At 74.9% G+C, this 18,761-nt stretch carries 13 protein-coding genes and 1 riboswitch; of the genes, 4 read left to right on the forward strand and 9 right to left on the reverse strand.

Going from position 1 to position 18,761, the window contains the following annotated elements; translation table 11 throughout:
- Positions 1–149 precede the first annotated feature (149 nt).
- Complete coding sequence (locus tag OG711_RS30225) at positions 150–1,193, reverse strand: pyridoxal-phosphate-dependent aminotransferase family protein (protein ID WP_329561665.1); 1,044 nt, start codon at positions 1,191–1,193, stop codon at positions 150–152.
- Between the two features lie 126 nt (positions 1,194–1,319).
- Between OG711_RS30225 and OG711_RS30230 the strand changes: the two genes are divergently transcribed.
- Both OG711_RS30230 and OG711_RS30235 read left to right on the forward strand, forming a co-directional pair.
- Positions 1,320–2,411 (forward strand): amidohydrolase family protein, encoded by a 1,092-nt coding sequence (locus OG711_RS30230; protein ID WP_266513966.1) that lies wholly within the window; start codon positions 1,320–1,322, stop codon positions 2,409–2,411.
- 347 nt (positions 2,412–2,758) lie between these two features.
- Positions 2,759–3,706 carry an SCO1860 family LAETG-anchored protein gene (locus OG711_RS30235; RefSeq protein WP_329561668.1) on the forward strand — a complete coding sequence of 316 codons (948 nt, stop codon included), beginning with the start codon at positions 2,759–2,761 and terminating at the stop codon, positions 3,704–3,706.
- Positions 3,707–3,937: 231 nt separating this feature from the next.
- Here the strand turns inward: OG711_RS30235 and cobC are convergent, their stop codons facing one another.
- Positions 3,938–5,503 carry an Rv2231c family pyridoxal phosphate-dependent protein CobC gene (gene cobC / locus OG711_RS30240; protein ID WP_329561670.1) on the reverse strand — a complete coding sequence of 522 codons (1,566 nt, stop codon included), beginning with the start codon at positions 5,501–5,503 and terminating at the stop codon, positions 3,938–3,940.
- A 115-nt stretch (positions 5,504–5,618) separates the two neighbouring features.
- Between cobC and OG711_RS30245 the strand changes: the two genes are divergently transcribed.
- Positions 5,619–6,347 (forward strand): ZIP family metal transporter, encoded by a 729-nt coding sequence (locus tag OG711_RS30245; RefSeq protein ID WP_073790693.1) that lies wholly within the window; start codon positions 5,619–5,621, stop codon positions 6,345–6,347.
- A gap of 1,202 nt (positions 6,348–7,549) precedes the next feature.
- Here OG711_RS30245 and OG711_RS30250 read toward each other — a convergent pair.
- From OG711_RS30250 to OG711_RS30280, 7 genes are all read right to left on the reverse strand, one after another.
- Positions 7,550–9,073, reverse strand: a complete 1,524-nt coding sequence (locus OG711_RS30250) for a cobyrinate a,c-diamide synthase (protein WP_329564149.1) — start codon at positions 9,071–9,073, stop codon at positions 7,550–7,552.
- A 7-nt stretch (positions 9,074–9,080) separates the two neighbouring features.
- Positions 9,081–9,707, reverse strand: a complete 627-nt coding sequence (gene cobO / locus OG711_RS30255) for a cob(I)yrinic acid a,c-diamide adenosyltransferase (RefSeq protein WP_073790690.1) — start codon at positions 9,705–9,707, stop codon at positions 9,081–9,083.
- On the reverse strand, positions 9,707–11,860 hold the full coding sequence (locus OG711_RS30260) for a putative cobaltochelatase (protein WP_329561673.1): 2,154 nt from the start codon (positions 11,858–11,860) through the stop codon (positions 9,707–9,709). The genes cobO and OG711_RS30260 overlap by 1 nt, the downstream gene beginning before the upstream one ends.
- 115 nt (positions 11,861–11,975) lie before the next feature.
- A complete protein-coding gene (locus OG711_RS30265) occupies positions 11,976–13,517 on the reverse strand; it encodes a cobyric acid synthase (RefSeq protein WP_329561675.1) in 1,542 nt (513 codons plus the stop codon).
- Entirely contained in the window at positions 13,517–14,476 is a 960-nt protein-coding gene (locus tag OG711_RS30270) for a cobalamin biosynthesis protein (RefSeq protein WP_073790686.1), read from the reverse strand. Before OG711_RS30270 ends, OG711_RS30265 begins: the two co-directional genes overlap by 1 nt.
- Positions 14,477–14,622: 146 nt before the next feature.
- Positions 14,623–14,747, reverse strand: a riboswitch (cobalamin riboswitch).
- 402 nt (positions 14,748–15,149) lie between these two features.
- Positions 15,150–15,386, reverse strand: coding sequence for a hypothetical protein (locus OG711_RS30275; RefSeq protein WP_073790683.1), 237 nt, complete (start codon positions 15,384–15,386; stop codon positions 15,150–15,152).
- Positions 15,387–15,397: 11 nt separating this feature from the next.
- Positions 15,398–16,660 carry an inorganic phosphate transporter gene (locus tag OG711_RS30280; RefSeq protein ID WP_073790680.1) on the reverse strand — a complete coding sequence of 421 codons (1,263 nt, stop codon included), beginning with the start codon at positions 16,658–16,660 and terminating at the stop codon, positions 15,398–15,400.
- Positions 16,661–17,525: 865 nt separating this feature from the next.
- Between OG711_RS30280 and OG711_RS30285 the strand changes: the two genes are divergently transcribed.
- Positions 17,526–18,725 (forward strand): alpha/beta hydrolase, encoded by a 1,200-nt coding sequence (locus OG711_RS30285; protein ID WP_329561678.1) that lies wholly within the window; start codon positions 17,526–17,528, stop codon positions 18,723–18,725.
- The last annotated feature ends 36 nt before the right edge of the window (positions 18,726–18,761 follow it).

Raw genomic sequence — 18,761 nt, forward strand, 5'->3', positions numbered from 1 at the left:
CCGGCCCCGTGAATTACGTCCACGATTCCAGGAGGCCCGTACGGACCGCTCGGCGCCCCCGCCGGACGGACCCGCCGGGCGGACATGGTGGCCCTCCGGCGCCCGCCCGGCGGAGGCCCGACGGCCGCCGCCCCGGCCCGCCCAGGGGCTCAGCCCGACAGCGCCCCGGCCAGCGCCGCCAGCGAGCGCTCGACCACCTCGTCCGTCGCGTCCGGGCCGTAGTGGTTGACCCGCACCATCTCCCGCGCCAGCGCCCCGCCCCCGGCCACCAGCGGCAGCCCCGGGTCGAGCGCGAGCGCCCGCGCCACCACCGCGGACGCGTCCGCGCCCGCCGGGACCCGCAGTGTCGTCGCCACCGGGGCCGCGTCCCGCGCCTCGGTGACATACGGCTCCAGCCCGATGCCGAGGGCCGTCGCCCCCGCCCGGGTGGCCCGTGCCGCCGCCGCGTGACGTGCCATCACGGTGTCCGGCCCGACCGACTCGATCCGCTCGACGCACGCCTCCAGCGCCAGCATCTCCAACTGCGCGGGCGCGTGCAGCAGCGCCCGGCGCCCCGCGTCGATCCACCGCTCCTTCCAGTCCAGCAGCGACAGATACGAACGCCGCGGCGCCTGCGGGTTCGCGGCCATCCGCGCCCACGCCCGCTCGCTCACCGACACCGCCGACACCCCGGCCGGACCGCCCATCGCCTTCTGCGCGCCGATCACGCACAGGTCCACGCCCCACGCGTCCGGCAGCAGTGGTTCCGCGGCCACGGAGGCCACCGCGTCCAGCATGAACAGCGCGCCGTGCCGCCGGACGACCTCACCGATCGCGGCGACCGGGTTGGTGTTGCCGGTGGCGGCCTCGGCGTGCACGAGCGACACGAAGTCGATCTCCGGACGGTCCGCCAGCGCCCGCTCGACCTCCTCGGGCGTCACCGCCGCGTGGTACGGCACCGCGAGGTCGATCACCTTCGCGCCGCAGTCCCGCAGCCAGTCCCCGAAGGTCTGCCCGTACGGGCCGGTGATGACGTTCAGCGCGGTCGTGCCCGGACCGGCCGCCCCCCGGATACAGCCCTCCAGCGGGAGCAGGGCCTCGCCCTGGGTGATCACGACGTCCTGCTCGGTGGCCAGCAGACCCGCCACCCGCCGCTCGATCGCGGCGAAACGGTCGGCGGTCAGGGGCGCCAGGTCGAGTAGGGGATGGCTCACGGCGGTGCTCTCCTCGGTACGGGAAGCCGTGGACGGCTCACGGAACGACATGAGCGTAACCGCAGGTCGCCGGGGGCGGGACAGGAGCCTGCCGGGCCCGCGCGGGCGAGGGGTAGGTTGCGGGACATGAGCGATCGCACGGTGCTGCACGTGAGCGGACGGGTGCTGGTGGGACCCGACGACGTACGGGACGAACTGTGGGTGGTCGGGGGGCGGATCACCTACGAGCGGCCGGCCGGGGTCCGGGACACCGTCACCGTACGGGGGTGGGCGCTGCCCGGTCTGGTGGACGCGCACTGCCATGTGGGACTGGACGCCCACGGGCCCGTCCCCGCCGCGACCGCCGAGAAGCAGGCCCTCACCGACCGCGCGGCCGGGGCCCTGCTGATCCGCGACGCGGGCTCCCCCTCCGACACCCGCTGGATCGACGACCGCGAGGACCTGCCGAGGATCATCCGCGCGGGCCGCCATATCGCCCGCACCCGCCGCTACATCCGCAACTACGCCCATGAGATCGAGCCCGCGGACCTCGTCGCGTACGTCGCCCAGGAGGCCCGCCGCGGCGACGGCTGGGTCAAACTCGTCGGCGACTGGATCGACCGCGACGCGGGCGACCTCACGGCCTGCTGGCCCCGGGACGCCGTCCGGGCCGCGATCGCCGAGGCCCACCGGCTGGGCGCCCGGGTCACCGCGCACTGCTTCGCCGAGGACGCGCTGCGCGATCTGGTGGAGGCCGGTATCGACTGCGTCGAGCACGCCACCGGACTCACCGAGGACACCGTCCCGCTGTTCGCGGAACGCGGCGTCGCCATCGTCCCCACCCTGGTCAACATCGCCACGTTCCCCCGGCTCGCGGACGGCGGCGAGAGCAAGTTCCCCCGCTGGTCCGCGCATATGCGACGGCTCCACGCCCGGCGGTACGACACCGTGCGCGCCGCCTACGACGCGGGAGTGCCCGTCTTCGTCGGGACGGACGCGGGCGGCTCGCTCCCCCATGGACTGGTCGCGGACGAGGTCGCCGAACTCGTCACCGCGGGCATCCCGCCCGTCGAGGCCCTGTCCGCCACCACCTGGGGCGCCCGGCGGTGGCTCGGCCGCCCCGGCCTCACCGAGGGCGCCCCGGCGGACCTGGTCGTCTACGAGACGGACCCCCGGGCGGATGTCCGGGTCCTCGCGGCTCCGCGACGGGTGGTGCTCCGCGGCCGGATCGTCGGCTGAGCCGATCATCGCCCCCGGCGCGCACGCTGTTGACGAAGCGTCACCCCGGCGGTCCGGGGCCGGTCCGCGTTGCCCGAAACCGCACCGGCACCGGCCTGACCCACCCTCCCCGGGTCCGTCTCCCGCACCCCACGGGTGACCGGAGGGAACATCCGTACCCGCATATTCAAACAAAAGCGCGAAAACCCCCCTTTGGGGTGAACTCACGCCAGGTGGCTGTCCGTTCACTCTCGGTGCGCGAGTATTCCGGCAACGGCACGGTCACCGCCCACGACGGTCCCCCGTCGCGGTGCCGAGGTGACCCCGCCGCGCACTTTCCTGATGTCTCTTGTGGGGGTCCCACCACCTTGAACAGCAACGCCATCCGCCTGCCCGCACGCCGTCTCGCCCAGGCCGCCGCCGCCACCGTGCTGGCCGCCGCGCCCACGGTCCTGGCCGGAGCGGGTACCGCGCACGCCACCGGCGGCGAGGGCAAGGCGAGCGCCGTCGTGCTCCGCACCGGACTCGACGTCTCCCTGCTCGACAAGACCGTGCGCGCCCCGCTCGCGGTCTCCCTGAACGACGTCCAGGCGCCCGCCAGCGCCGACCGGACCGCCCTGACCGCGCGGCTCGACGGCGTCGGGGGCGGCAAGCCGTTCAGCCTGCTGCGCGCGGACGTGGCCCAGGCCAAGGCCACCGTCGACAAGCAGCGGGCCGAGGGCTTCACCAACCTCGTCCGCGCCCAGGTCCACCTCCCCGGACTGCCGCTGCTGTCCCTCATCGAGGTGCAGCAGGTCACCGCGAAGGCCGTGTGCGCGGTGGGGCAGCGCCCCGTCGCCGAGTCCGAGGTGCTCGGGCCTGTGACCGTGCTCGGCCAGAAGGTCACCCTGTCCGCCGGGGGCACCACCGAGGTGAAGGTCCCCGGGATCGGCGAGGTCCGGCTGGACCTCTCCCAGAAGTCCACGACCACCCGCACCGCCGCGGCGACCGCGCTGGAGCTCGACGTCTCCGTGAACCCGCTCAAGCTGAACGTGGCCGACGTGAAGGGCACGGTCACCCTCGTCGGCGCCACGTGCGAGACACCCGCGAAGGCCGCCGTCGTCCCGTCCGCACCCGCGGAGCCGTCCGCCGAACCGTCGGCGCCCCCCGCCGAGGAGAAGCCCGAGGCGCCTGGCGTCAAGCCCCAGTCCGGCGGCGAGAACCTCGCGGAGACCGGCGGCAGCTCCATGACCCCGTACCTCGCGGGCGGCGCGGTGGCCCTCCTCGCGGCAGGCGCCGCCGCCTTCCACTTCACCCGCAAGCCCCGCAACACCTGACACCACCCCCGTCCCGCACCGGGCAGCGCCCCGAAAGGGGCGCGGGGAACTGCGCAAGAGCGAGGGCGGCCCGCACCCGAGGGACGACCGCACCAGGCAGCGCCCCCAAAGGGGCGCGGGGAACTGCGCAAAAGCGAGGGCGGCCCGCACCCGAAGGACGACCGCACCGGGCAGCGCCCCAAAGGGGCGCGGGGAACTGCGCAAAGACGAGAGCGGCCCACACCCGAGGGACTACCGCAAGGGGGCAGCATCCAGCGGCGAGGTCGAGGTCGAGGTCGAGGACATGGGCATAGGCGCAGGCGACGGCGACGGCAACGCCGAGCCCAGCGCCTCCAGGAACCGTCCCACGGTCCCCGCGTCCCGCACCGCGACCCGAAGCCACCCGGCCCCCAGCCCGGGAAACGTGTCCCCCCGCCGCACGGCGAACCCGAGCCCTCGCAACCGCTCCCGGACCCCGATCCCATCGGGGACCCGGACCAGCACGAACGGCCCTTCGGGCACCCCGGCCACCGTCACCGCCGCGCCGAACCCGGCGAGGCCCGAGAGCAACCGCTCCCGGTCCTCGCCGACCCGCACCGCGACCCGTCCGGCCTCCGCCACCGCCTCCGGCGACACACAGGCCTCCATCGCGACCAGCCCGGGCGAGGACACGGGCCACAACGGCTGGGCCCGTTCCAGCAGCCGTACCGTCCCGGGGTCGGCGACCACATAGCCGACCCGCAGCCCGGCGAGCCCCCAGGTCTTCGTCAGGCTCCGCAGCACGATCAGCCCCGGTACGCGGTGCCCGGCGAGCGATTCCCGTTCGCCGGGCACCGCGTCCATGAACGCCTCGTCCACCACCAGCGTCCGGCCGGGCCGGGCCAGCCCCGCCACGACCGCGGCCGGGTGCAGCACGGACGTGGGGTTCGTCGGATTGCCGATGACGACGAGATCCGCGTCGTCGGGCACCGCCCCCGCCGTCAGCCGGAACCCGTCCTCCGGGCGCAGCAGCACCCGTTCCACCCGGTGCCCCGCGTCCCGCAGGGCCGCCTCCGGCTCGGTGAACTGCGGATGCACCACGACCGCCCGCTCCGGTGACAGCGCCCGCGCGATCAGGACGAACGCCTCGGCCGCCCCGGCGGTCAGCAGCACCTCCTCCGCCGTCACGGCGTGCCGCGCGGCCACCGCCGCCCGGGCCGCCCGGCCGTCGGGGTAGGCGGCCAGTCCCGTCAGCGACGCGGCGATCCGCTCGCGCAGCCAGTCCGGCGGCGTCCGCTCCCGGACGTTCACCGCGAGATCCGTCAGTTCCCGGCCGTCGTCGCGCACCTCGGCGTCCCCGTGGTGCCGCAGGTCGTACTCGGGCGCCTCGGCGGACAGCCCCGCCGCCTGCGGGAGTCCCGCCCCGAGGGCCAGCGCGCAGGTCGCCCGGGAGGGGCCCCCGTCCCGCCCGGCCGAGCGGCGTTTGGGGACCAGCAGCCGCCCGCCCCCGATCAGCGCCGCGGCCTCTGCCACGGACGGCGTGCCCACCGCCGCGCGTGTCCGGTCCGACGGCTCCGGGACCGGGACACCGGCCAGCCGGTCGGCCGGGTACGTCAGCAGCGGGACCCCGAGCCGCGCGGCGGCGCCGACCACCCCGGGCTCGCCGGCCTTCGCCGCCACCGTCGCGAGCGCGGACAGCGCGGAGCCGTCGGCCCCGGCCTCCCGCAGCACCGCGTGGACCAGCTCCAGCACCTCGTCCTCGGACACCCCGCGCGAGGCCCCGACCCCGGCCACCACCGGGCCGGGGGACGGCGACGGCGCGGGCACTGAAGACGTCATGGACGGTTCCTCTCGGCGGCGGGGGAGCACCCGGGTACGGGGCGAACAGGTATCGGTCGGGTGATCAGTGGATCTTGTACGTGCGCACGGGCGGCCGATCGGCTAGCAAGGGACCATGGCCGTGCTGGTGGCGCTGGGTTCGTTCGTGATGACGCTGGTCGGCGGCTGGGCCGCGCTGCGGGTCGTCGACCGTCGGCATCTCGTGCTCGGCTTCGCGGGCGGTCTGATGCTCGGCGTTGTCGGCTTCGACCTGCTGCCCGAGGCGATGGAGGGCGCCGGTCAGCGGCTGCACGGGGTGCCGGTCGCGCTGCTGCTGTTCGTCGGCGGTTTCCTCGTCGCCCATGTCGTCGAACGGCTTCTCGCGCTCCGCCAGTCGGAGCACGGCGCGCACGAGCCCGGCCATGTCCCGCAGGCCGGACTCGGCGCCGGTGCCGCGATGGTGGGGCACAGCTTCGCCGACGGGGTCGCCATCGGCGCGTCGTTCCAGGTCGACGCCGCGATGGGTACGGCTGTCGCGATCGCGGTGATCGCCCATGACTTCGCGGACGGCTTCAACACGTACACGGTCACCAGCGCGTACGGCAACGACCGGCGCAAGGCGCTCGCGATGCTGTTCGCGGACGCGCTCGCGCCCGTCGCCGGGGCCGCGTCGACCCTGCTGGTGACGATCCCGGAGGACGTCCTCGCCTGCTACCTCGGCTTCTTCGGCGGCGTCCTGCTGTACATCGCGGCGGCCGAGATCCTCCCGGAGGCCAGCCACCGCCACCCCGCGCGCTCGACACTGCTGTGCACGGTGGCCGGGGCGGCCCTGATGTGGCTGGTCATCGGCACAGCGGTCCACTGACCCACCCACCCCCCAACCCCGGCACAGCAACGCCCAACGCGAGCCCGGGCGTACCTCAGGGGCGCGAGGAACTGCGCACCCCGGACGACGGCGCAGCAACGTCGAACGCGAGCCCGGGCGTACCTGAGGGGCGCGGGGAACTGCGCACCCCGGACCCCGGCGCAGCAACGTCGAACGCGAGCCCGGGCGTACTTCAGGGGCGCGGGGAACTGCGCACCCCGGACCACGCCACAGCAACGTCAGACGCGAGCCCGGGCGTACCTGAGGGGCGCGAGGAACCGCGCACCCCGGACCACGCCACAGCAACGTCAAACGCCCACCCGGGCGTACTTCAGGGGCGCGGGGAACTGCGCACCCCGGACGACGGCGCAGCAACGTCGAACGCGAGCCCGGGCGTACCTGAGGGGCGCGGGGAACTGCGCACCCCGGACGACGGCGCAGCAACGTCGAACGCGAGCCCGGGCGTACTTCAGGGGCGCGGGGAACTGCGCACCCCGGACGACGGCGCAGCAACGTCGAACGCGAGCCCGGGCGTACCTGAGGGGCGCGGGGAACTGCGCACCCCGGACGACGGCGCAGCAACGTCGAACGCGAGCCCGGGCGTACTTCAGGGGCGCGGGGAACTGCGCACCCCGGACGACGGCGCAGCAACGTCGAACGCGAGCCCGGGCGTACTTCAGGGGCGCGGGGAACTGCGCACCCCGGACGACGGCGCAGCAACGCCGAACGCGAGCCCGGGCGTACCTGAGGGGCGCGGGGAACCGCGCACCCCGGACCACGCCACAGCAACGCCGAACGCGAGCCCGGGCGTACCTCAGGGGCGCGGGGAACCGCGCACCCCGGACCACGCCACAGCAACGCCGAACGCGAGCCCGGGCGTACCTCAGGGGCGCGAGGAACCGCGCACCCCGAAGTACGGCACAGCAACGTCAGACGCGAACCCGGGCGTACTTCAGGGGCGCGGGGAACTGCGCACCCCGGACCACGCCACAGCAACGTCGAACGCGAGCCCGGGCGTACCCCAGGGGCGCGAGGAACCGCGCACCCCGAAGTACGGCACAGCAACGTCAGACGCGAACCCGGGCGTACTTCAGGGGCGCGGGGAACTGCGCACCCCGGACCACGCCACAGCAACGTCGAACGCGAGCCCGGGCGTACCCCAGAGCCGCGGCCCCCCGCACCCCCGCACCCGACCGGAAAGGTCACCCGCCCCCACGCCCCGCCGCCCCCGCCGCCCCCGCGGCCACCGCGGCCACCGCAACGACGAACCGCTCCGCGACCCCCGCGGCCCCAGCCCAATGCGTATGCAGATAACTCGCGTGCACACCGCCCCGCACGAACCCCTCCACCCGGCGCTCCGCCCCCCGGAACCCCCACGCGGGGGACGACCCGGCACCGGGCTCCAGCACCGTCCGGTGGAACTCATGGCCCCGCATCCGGGTCCCGGTCACCGCCAGCGGACTGTCCGACACGGCCACCGCGTCCCGGTACCCCAGCGTGAGCCGTCCCGACATCCGGGCGTCCCCGGGCACCACCCCGCACATCGGCCGCCCGTCCAGCGACCGCGCCAGGTACAGCAGTCCCGCGCACTCCGCCGCGACGGGCGCGCCCGACGCCGCGAGCCCGGCGACGGCCGCCCGCAGCGACTCGTTCGCGGCCAGCTCACCCACGTACACCTCGGGGAACCCGCCGCCGATCACCAGTCCCGCCGTGCCCTCGGGCAGCCGCTCGTCCCGCAGCGGGTCGAGGACGACGACCTCCGCCCCCGCGGCGGTCAGCAGCTCGGGGTGCTCCGCGTACAGGAACGAGAACGCCGGCCCACCCGCGACAGCGATCACCGGCCGACGCCCCGCACCCACCGCCCGGACCGAAGTCGACCCAAGGACGGACGACCCAGGGACCGAAGGCGACCCAGCGACCGACGACCCAGCGACCGAAGGCGCCCCAGGGACCGACGCCCCCGCGACCGAAGTCGCCCCCGCGGCCGACGCCAGCGCCTCCGCCGGATCCCAGGGCTCCTCGTGCAGCGGCCCCGCCGTCCTCGCCAGCGCCAGCAACGCGTCCAGATCACAGCCCCGCCGGACCGCCGCGGCCATCCCCGCGACGGCGTCCGCCGCGTCCCCGTGCCGTTCCGCGACCGGGACCAGACCCAGGTGCCGGGACGGCGTGGCGACCCCCTCGGCGCGCCGCAGCGCGCCGAGGACCGGCATCCCCGCCTCCTCCAGCGCGTCCCGCAACAACGCCTCGTGCCGGTCGGAGCCCACCTTGTTGAGGATCACCCCGCCGATCCGCACCTGGGGGTCGAACGACGCGAAGCCGTGCACCAGCGCGGCCACCGACCGCGACTGCGACGACGCGTCCACGACCAGTACCACGGGGGCCCGCAGCAGCTTCGCGACCTGCGCGGTCGACGCCAGCTCGCCCTGCCCGGAGGCGCCGTCGTAGAGGCCCATCACCCCTTCGACGACGGCCAGTTCACAGCCCCGCGCCCCATGCGCGAACAGCGGCCCGACCAGCTCGGGGCCGCACATGTACGCGTCGAGGTTGCGGCCGGGACGGCCGGTGGCCAGCGCGTGGTAGCCCGGGTCGATGTAGTCGGGGCCCACCTTGTGCGGGGACACCCGCAGCCCGCGCTGCGCGAACGCCGCCATCAGCCCGGTGGTCACCGTGGTCTTGCCGGTGCCCGACGCGGGCGCGGCGACGACCAGTCTCGGTATGTCGATCAGCACGCCGTCACCACTCGATGCCCCGCTGGCCCTTCTGGCCCGCGTCCATGGGGTGCTTCACCTTCGACATGTCGGTGACCAGGTCCGCGAACTCCACCAGCTCGGCGGGGGCGTTGCGGCCGGTGATCACCACATGCTGGTTCCCGGGCCGCTCCCGCAGCACCGACACCACCTCGGCCACATCGATCCAGCCCCAGTGCAGCGGGTACGCGAACTCGTCCAGCACGTACAGCCGGTACGTCTGCGCCGCCAGGTCCCGCTTGATCTGCTCCCAGCCCTCCCGGGCCTTCGCCGCGTTGACCAGGTTGGAGTCGGCGCCGTCCGCGGCCTCGACGGGCGCGCGCTGGATCCAGGACCAGCCCTCGCCCATCTTGTGCCAGTCGACCGTGCCGCCCTCGCCGCTCGCGCCCAGCACCCGCAGCGCGTTCTCCTCGCCGACCTTCCACTTCGCCGACTTGACGAACTGGAACACCCCGATCGGCCAGCCCTGGTTCCAGGCGCGCAGCGCCAGCCCGAACGCCGCCGTCGACTTGCCCTTGCCGATGCCCGTGTGCACCATCACCAGCGGCCGGTTGCGGCGCTGACGGGTGGTGAGTCCGTCGTCCGGGACGACGGACGGCTGTCCCTGTGGCATTACGCGACCCTTCCCCGGGCGCCCGCTCCGGCGCCCCGTACATCCCTGACCAGTCCCGCGAGCACATCGGCCCGCAGCTCCTCCAGCGTCACCGGGGTCCCGCCGAGGTCCACGGCGAGCCGTCCCGCGAGCCCCAGCCGCACCGGGCCCGACTCGCAGTCCACGACCACCGACGCGATCCCGTCGGCCGCCAGCAGGCCCGCCGCGCGGGACGCCCGGCGGACCGGCTCGACCCCGCCGGTGGCGCGGCCGTCCGTCACCACCACGAGCAGCGCCCGGCGCGCGGGGTCCCGCAGCCGCTCCACCCGCAGCACCTCACGGGCCCGCAGCAGTCCGGCCGCCAGCGGGGTCCGCCCGCCGGTGGCCAGCGACTCCAGCCGGTTCGCCGCCGTGTCGACCGACGACGTCGGCGGCAGCGCCACCTCGGCGTCCGCGCCCCGGAACGTCACCAGCCCGACCTTGTCCCGCCGCTGATAGGCGTCCAGCAGCAGCGACAGCACCGCGCCCTTGACGGCGCTCATCCGCCGTCGCGCGGCCATCGAGCCCGACGCGTCCACCGCGAACAGCACCAGATTGCCCTCGCGGCCCTCCCGGCTGGCCTGCCGCAGATCGTCGCGGCGCACCACCAGCCCCGGGCCCGAGCGGCCGCGTGCCCGCTGGTGCGGGGCGGCGGCCCGGACGGTCGCCGACAGATGCAGCTTCGTCAGGGTGCCCCGGGGCCGGTGCGAGCCGGTGGTGCGGCCGTGCTCGGTGCGCGCCCGGGAGCGGCGTCCGGCCGCGCCCTCGCCCAGCCCCGGCACGGTCAGCGTCCGGGCCCTGAACGGCTCCGACGCGGCCACGGCGGCCTGCTGCGGGGCGGCGGCCACGGGCTGGGCCGCGCCGTCCCCCTCGGCGGGCGCCGGACCGTCCACGGGGTCGCCGTCACCGGTGGCATCCGGCGCGCTGTCCGGGGCCTGGCGTGGCGGCGGGGGGCCGTCGGGGCCGTCGCCGTTCCCGGGGCCGCCCGGTCCGTCCGGGTCGTCGGGGCCGCCGTCGGGACCGTCCGGCTCGGGCTCCGGATCGTCGTCGTCCTGCCCCTCGCCCCGGCCTTGTTCCTGCTCCTGGCCCTGGTTCTCGTCCGGGACGTCGTCCTCGTCCTCGTCGGGACCGAACCGGTCCAGCACCTCGTCGAGCTTGTCCTCGTCCAGTCCCGGCGCGTCGAACGGGTTGCGGCGCCTGCGGTGGGGGAGTGCCAGCAGGGCCGCCTGCCGGACGTCCTCCGTGCGGACGGCCGTCCGGCCCGCCCACGCCGCGAGCGCGGTCGCCGTCCTGGCCATCACGATGTCCGCGCGCATCCCGTCCACCTCGAACGCCGCGCAGGCCGCCGCGATCCGCAGCAGCGCGCCGTCGCCGAGCCGTACCCGGGGCAGCAGGGCGCGGGCCGCCACGACCCGGGCCCGCAGCGCGGTCTCGTCGTCCGTCCAGCGGACGGTGAACGCGGCGGGGTCGTCGTCGTACGCGAGCCGCCGCCGGACCACCTCGACCCGCTGGGCGGGCTCCCGGGACGCCGCCACCTCGACGGTCAGCCCGAAGCGGTCCAGCAACTGGGGCCGCAGCTCGCCCTCCTCCGGGTTCATCGTGCCGACCAGCAGGAACCGGGCCGCGTGCCGTACGGACACCCCCTCCCGCTCGACGTACGAGGCGCCCATCGCCGCGGCGTCCAGCAGCAGATCCACCAGATGGTCGTGGAGGAGGTTCACCTCGTCCACGTAGAGGATGCCCCGGTGGGCGTCGGCCAGCAGGCCCGGCTCGAACGCCTTCACCCCGTCCGCGAGGGCGCGTTCGATGTCGAGCGCGCCGACCAGACGGTCCTCGGAGGCGCCCACCGGGAGCTCCACCATGCGGGCGGGCCGGGTCAGGCCGGTGCCCGGTTCATGGGGCCCGTCCGGGCAGGCCGGGTCCGGTGCGGCCGGAGCGCAGGAGAAACGGCAGCCGGTGACCACCGCGACCTCCGGCAGCAGGGTCGCGAGGGCCCGGACCGCGGTGCTCTTGGCCGTGCCCTTCTCCCCCCGCACCAGGACACCGCCCACCGCGGGGGACACGGCGTTGAGCAGTAGCGCGAGTCGCAGGTCGTCCTGGCCGACGATCGCCGTGAATGGATACGGGGTGTTCACCCGTGGCCCTCCCTGTCGTTGCTGTGCGGGTGCCTGTCTCGGCCGGTTCCCGCGCCGGCCGGTCGTCGTCGCCCGGCGCGGGCTTCCGTGCCCCGTCCGCCGGGGCCGGGGTGCGTCATGGGGCGCCGGGCGGGACGAAGGGGAGATCCGGCGCGGGGCCCGACTCGATCAGGCGCCACAGCGCGTCCGTGTCGGCGTGCCGCTCGATCAGATCGCCCAGCCGGTCCAGCTGCTCCTCACGGAGCGCGGCGAACGAGGTGTCCGGCGCCGCCACGAAACGCCGCCCGGTCAGCGCGGCGACCTCCCGCAGGAACGCCCGGCGGAACCCGTCCGACTCCAGGGAGCCGTGCCAGTGCGTCCCCCACACCGCGCCCGAACGGCATCCGTCCAGGAACGGTTCCCCGCCCAGCACCTCGGCCACCCCGTGATGGATCTCGTACCCCTCGACCCGTTCACCGAGAGCCGTGCCCGAGGGCCGCCCGAGCGTCTTCTCCCGGGCGAAGCGGACCCGTACGGGCAGCAGCCCGAGCGCGTCGACGGCGCCCGCGCGGGACTCGACCTCGTCCTCGATGTGCGCGCCGAGCAGCTGGAACCCGCCGCAGATCCCCAGCACGGGACGCCCCTCGACGGCCCGTTCGCGCAGGACCCGCGCGAGCCCGCGCTCCTGGAGCCAGCGCAGCGCCCCGACCGTGCCCCGGGTGCCGGGGACGACCACGAGGTCGGCGTCGGCGGTCTCCTCGGGCCGGTCGACGAAGCGGACCACGACACCGGGTTCGGCGGCGAGCGCGTCGACATCGGTGAAGTTCGACATCAGCGGGACCGCGCACACCGCGATCCGCAGCACCTCCGCCCCGGCCGGCGGCGCCACCGACGACTCCCGGACCGTGCCGCGCAGCGAGACCCGCAGCCCGTCCTCCTCGTCGATACCGAGCCCGTGCTGGAACGGCAGCACCCCGTACGTGGGGCGGCCGGTGAGACCGCGCAGCATGTCCAGGCCGGGTTCCAGCAGCGAGACGTCGCCGCGGAACTTGTTCACCAGATAGCCCGCGACCAGGGCCTGGTCCTCGGGCGCGAGCAGCGCCGTCGTCCCGAAGAACGACGCGAACACCCCGCCCCGGTCGATGTCCCCGACCACGACGACGGGCAGTCCGGCGGCCCGCGCGACGCCCATGTTCACGATGTCCGTGCGCCGCAGATTGATCTCGGCGGGGCTGCCCGCCCCCTCGCAGATCACGGCGTCGTGGGTGGCCCGCAGCTCCTCCAGGCACTCCACGACGGTCCCCAGCAGCGCCTCCCGGCCACCGGGCACCGGCTGCCCCGCCGCCGGACCGCCCGCCGGGCCGAAGAACCCGTGCGCGCTCATCTCACCGACCGGCCGCCCCATCAGCACGACCTGACTGGTGCGGTCCCCGCCGGGCTTCAGCAGCACCGGGTTCATCAGCGCGCTGGGCTCCACCCGCGCGGCCTGCGCCTGCATGGCCTGGGCGCGCCCGATCTCGGCGCCGTCCCGGGTGACGAAGGAGTTGAGGGACATGTTCTGCCCCTTGAACGGCGCGACCTTCACCCCCTGACGCACCAGCCACCGGCAGATCCCGGCGGTCACCACACTCTTGCCCGCGTCGGACGTCGTCCCCGCGACCAGCAGTCCGCCGCCCATCAGCGGCCCCCCGTCCTTGTCGTGGTCCGCGCCCCGAGCGCGAGCCGTCCGGCCGCGCAGACCCCGAGGGTGAGCCAGGCCACCCGCCGGGACAGCCGGACCGCGCGGTCGATGTCCGCCACGGTGACGGCCCGGCCGCCGCCGTTCAGCTCGGGCCGGTGCTCGACCCGGCCGCCGTAGGAGAGGGTGCCGCCCAGCCGGACGCCGAGGGCCCCGGCGAACGCGGCTTCCGCGACGCCCGCGTTGGGGCTGGGATGGCGTCCCGCGTCGGCCCGCCACGCGCGGGCGGCGCCCTTGGGCGATCCGCCCGCCAGTACGGCGAGGGCGCCGGTGAGCCGGGCGCCGGGCCAGCCGACGACATCGTCGAGCCGTGCCGAGGCCCAGCCGAAGCGGCGGTGCCGGGGCGACTTGTGGCCGACCATCGCGTCCAGCGTGTTCACGGCCCGGAACCCGACGAGCCCGGGGACCCCGGCCACGGCACCCCACACCAGGGCGCCGACTACGGCGTCGGAGGTGTTCTCGGCGACCGACTCGACCACCGCGCGGGCGATGCCGTCGGCGTCCAGGGCCTGCGGGTCGCGCCCGCACAGATGCGGCAGCCGCGCGCGGGCCGCGGTCAGATCGCCCGCGTCGAGGGCGGCGGCGACGGTCCGCGCCTCCCGCCCGAGGCTGGTCCCGCCGACCACGGCCCAGGTGGCGGCGGCGGTCAGTACGACGGAAGCGGTACGGGAGCCCCGCACCGCTCGGGTGGCGAGGGCGGCGGCACCCGCCGCGCCCCCGGCGCACACCGCGGTGTGGAGCGCGCCCCAGCCGCGGTGGTCACGCCACAGCACGTGTTCGACGGCGCCCGCGGCACGGCCGAAGGCGGCGACCGGGTGTCCGCGGCGGGGATCGCCGAGGAGCAGGTCGCCGATCAGACCGGCGGTGGCGCCGTACGTGAAGATCCGTCCGGCACTCATCGGCTCAGTCCGCCGGGCCGTTGAGGACCTTCGTACGCTGCGTGGGTCCCGCGCCGGTGCGCGTGGGACCGGGTGACGGGCGCCCCGGCATGACTGTGTGTCCTCACTCAGGGTCCGCGCCCTGGGTCGACGGATACGCCGGCGAGAGTCTCCTGGCTTCCGGATCGGCGCCGCCCCCGGCCTTCCAGCCCCTGCGGGCCGTGACATCCGGTGTGGGGGAGCGCTCCCCGGTGACAGTGGCGGGACCGCGCCGGATTCGCACCGGCTTCCTCTGCTGCCGCCGTAATGGCCCCGGAAGTCCACCACGCCCCCGGAACAGCCGTCAACCACGCGCTGACCTGCGGCGGCGCAGTGTGTGAAGACCCACACGCACTCGGTGACGGCGGGGGCGACGGCGGGGGTGACGACAGCCCTCGCGGGAGCCCTCGCGGGAGCCGTGCCGGGAGTGATGACGCCGGCCGGGACGAGGGGAGGATGACGGCGGCCGATACGACAGCGGGGCGGCCGGGTGACGGGGACCTTGGGGGTGACGACAGCGGTCCGGCCGGTCACCGCGCTGGAGGCGGTGACCGGCCGGACCGGTGGTTCATCGGATGCCGCGACCCTGTTGGCACAGGGCGACGGGGGCCGGAGCCGACGCGGGGGCCGGGGACCGGCCGTGGGACGGCTCGGCTCAGATGACGATCAGATAGATGCCGTAGCTGACCGCGGCCACACACAGCGCGAAGCTGGCGTAGGCGCTGGTCGCGGCGACTGCCGCGGCCCCGCTCTTCGCACCGCCGTTGGCGGCGACGGCCGCGTCACGCTTGGAAAGTCCGACTATACCGAGTGTGAACAGGCCCACCAGGGCCACGGTGGCCACGAGGCTCACTCCGAACACCGTGCCCAGTGCTACCCAGTCGATCTTCATGGGAGGGTTCCTTACACCTTGGCGGTCCGCGGAGCGGACTCCGTCGAGGGACCGTTGTCGGCCGGGATGGTTGCCGTGAGGTCACCCGTGACCGTCACCGTCTCGGCGGCCGGCCCCGCCGGGGGAGGGGTGACAGCGGCCATGGCGTTGGTGACGACACCCGCGGGCTCGCCGTCCACGTCGTTGACGTTGTTGTGGTCGACGATGTCACGCCGCGACAGCACCCAGATGACCGCCGAACCGGCGATCAGCAGTGTGCCGGTGGCGATGACGCCCCAGGTGCCCTGCTTGGTGAGCAGCTCGGCGAGCGCGCCGACCAGACCGGCGGCCGGGAGGGTGAGCCCCCAGGCCACGAACATCCGGGTCGCGGTCGACCAGCGGACGACCCCGCCCTTGCGGCCGAGGCCCGCGCCCATCACGGCACCGGAGCAGGACTGCGTGGTGGAGAGCGAGAAGCCGAGGTGCGAGGAGGCCAGGATGACCGTCGCGGCGCTGGTCTGCGCGGCGAAGCCCTGCGGCGGCTCCAGGTCGGTCAGACCCTTGCCCATGGTGCGGATGATGCGCCAGCCGCCGAGGTAGGTGCCGAGCGCGATGGCGATACCGGCCGAGGCGATGACCCACGCGGGCGGGTTCGACCCGGGCACGAGGACACCACTGGTGACCAGCGCCAGGGTGATGATGCCCATCGTCTTCTGCGCGTCGTTGGTGCCGTGCGCCAGCGAGACGAGACCGGCCGAGGCGATCTGACCGGCGCGGTAGCCCTTGGAGGCCGCCTTGCCGTCGGCCTTGCGGCCGATCCGGTAGGTCAGGCGGGTCGCGATCATCGCGGCCACACCGGCCACCAGCGGGGCGGCGATCGCGGGCAGCAGAACCTTGGTGACGACCGTGGAGCCGTTCACGGAGGACCAGCCGGCCGACATCACCGCGGCGCCGATGAGGCCACCGAAGAGCGCGTGCGAGGAGCTGGAGGGCAGACCCAGGAGCCAGGTCAGCAGATTCCAGAGGATCGCGCCGACGAGCGCCGCGAAGATCACTTCTGTGCGGAGGCCCTGTTCGTTGATCATGCCGCCGGAGATCGTCTTGGCGACCTCGACCGACAGGAAGGCACCGACAAGGTTCAGCACGGCGGACATGGCCACCGCCGTCTTGGGCTTCATTGCGCCAGTGGAGATGGTCGTCGCCATCGCGTTGGCTGTGTCGTGGAAACCGTTCGTGAAATCGAACACGAGAGCGGTGACGATCACGATTCCGAGGAGGAGCGTGATGTTTTCCATTTACCCAGGCTTCTGTTGGACGACAGTGGCGGTTGGAACGTAGGCAACCTGAGTGAACGGAAGATGAACTGAGGCAGGCATCGCGGTGTCCCAATCTGGAGCAAGGCTATTCCGCATAGCGGAACCCGGCGAGCGTGCCGCACCGGCGCCGCGGAATCCCGGACTCCGGGGCTCCCGGGGGACTCCCGGGACGCACCCTCCGGACCCCGGCGCGGACCCCAGGAGATCCTGGTCACGCACGGTTTCGGGGTCCGTCCACCACCCGCCCGACCGGTACTCACCGACCGTTCACCCACCGGGCGACGCCCGGCGGCAGGCCGCGCGGACCTCGCTGTCCGCGCCGCGGTGTTCGTCGGTGCCGGAACGCCCTGTCGATCGGAACCGCTCACGGCCTGTCCTCGACACCTCTTCCGACTGTACGGCCCATGACTCGAACTCCTGACATTAGAGCCGATTTGCCCCCGTATGTAAGGAAGGTCACCTGATCACCCTCGGCCCCACCGGTGCCATCCAGCCGCAGGACCCCCGCATACCCGGTAGGCCGGGCCCCGACGGGGATCCGGCCTACCGCTGCATGGCCCGTAGGGCCTGTGCCGGACGGGGCAGGGGAGCGGGGGCGTGCGGAGAGGTGAAGCCCGGGTACCGGCAGCCCGGGTACCGGCGACGGGATCGGCCGCTGCCGAGGCCCGCGCCGAAGGGCGAAGCCCGAGCACCCCCGCTGCACCCCGGCCCGGCCCCGCTCCATCCCGGCCCGGCCCCGCTCCATCCCGGCCCGGCCTCCGCTCCATCCCGGCCCGGCCCCGCTCCACCCGGCCCGGCCCCCCGTCGACTGGCCGCCCGAACCCCCACCGCAGACACTGGACGAGTGCGTACCGCCCAAGCGACGGCAGCGGCCGTCACCGCCGCAACCACCACCGCCCTGGCAGCCCTGGCCGCGGGCCACGTCGCCAGTGGCGCGGCCCTGAGACCCGCCGCCGGCCGCCCCCTCCCCACCGAACCCCGCCTCACCCTGCACGCCGTCACGGCGGGCGACGCGGCGGGCGGGGCGACGGCCTCCGCGACGAGCTCCGCAGGGAGCCCCGCGACGAGCTCCACGGCGGGCCGCGTCACCCTCACCCGCGCCCTCGCGTCCCTGCGCCCCGGCGTCTACGGCCTCGCGGGCGACGGCACCCACGCCGTCGTGGGCCCCGTGGTCACCTCGGCCCCCCACACCGCCGACACGGTCGTCCGCCGCCTGGAACGGGTCACCCACGGCACCCTGGAGCCGGGCGACAAGGTCTGGCTCACCCCCCAGGTGCACATCGGCAATCCCCGCACCGCCCTGGGCCTCGACCACGCCGACGTCAGCGTCCCCGGCGAACTCGGTTCCCTGCCCGCGTGGTTCGTCCCGGGCGCCCGGGACACCTGGGTCATCGCCGTGCACGGTCTGGGCACCACCCGCGAGCACCCGATGGTCGTCATGGAGCAACTGCACCGGCACCGCTTCCCGGTCCTCGCCCTGGCCTACCGGGGAGACCTCGGCGCGCCCCGTCCCCCGGACGGGCTCAGCCACCTCGGGGAGACGGAGTGGCGCGATCTGGACGCCGCGATCCGCTACGCCGTCCGCTACGGCGCGGCACGCGTCGTCCTGCACGGCTGGTCCACCGGCGCCACGATGGCCCTGCGCGCCGCGACCCACTCCGCGCTGCGGGACCGTATCGCCGGGATCGTCCTCGACTCCCCGGTCCTGGACTGGGAGGCGACCGTGCGCGCGCTCGCCGCCGCCCGGCATGTGCCCGGTCCCCTGCTCCCGCTGGCGGTCCGCGCGGCCCAGGGCCGCACCGGACTGCGCCCGCACCAGATCCGCGAGCGCGCCGACATCCGCGAGCTGCGCGTCCCCACGCTGGTGGTGCACGGCCCGGGGGACACCGTCGCCCCCTGGGGGCTGTCCCGCCGCTTCGCCCGCACCCGGCCCGATCTCGTCACCCTGCACACCGTCCCGGACGCCCCGCACGGCGCGATGTGGAACGCCGACCCGAAGGGCTACGAAGAGGCCATGCGCCGCTTCCTCACCCCCTTCGGCTGACGCGCACCCCGTCCCCCCTCCCGCCCCGGTGGCTCC

The sequence above is a fragment of the Streptomyces uncialis genome (genome assembly GCF_036250755.1).
Classification (GTDB): Bacteria; Actinomycetota; Actinomycetes; order Streptomycetales; family Streptomycetaceae; genus Streptomyces; species Streptomyces uncialis.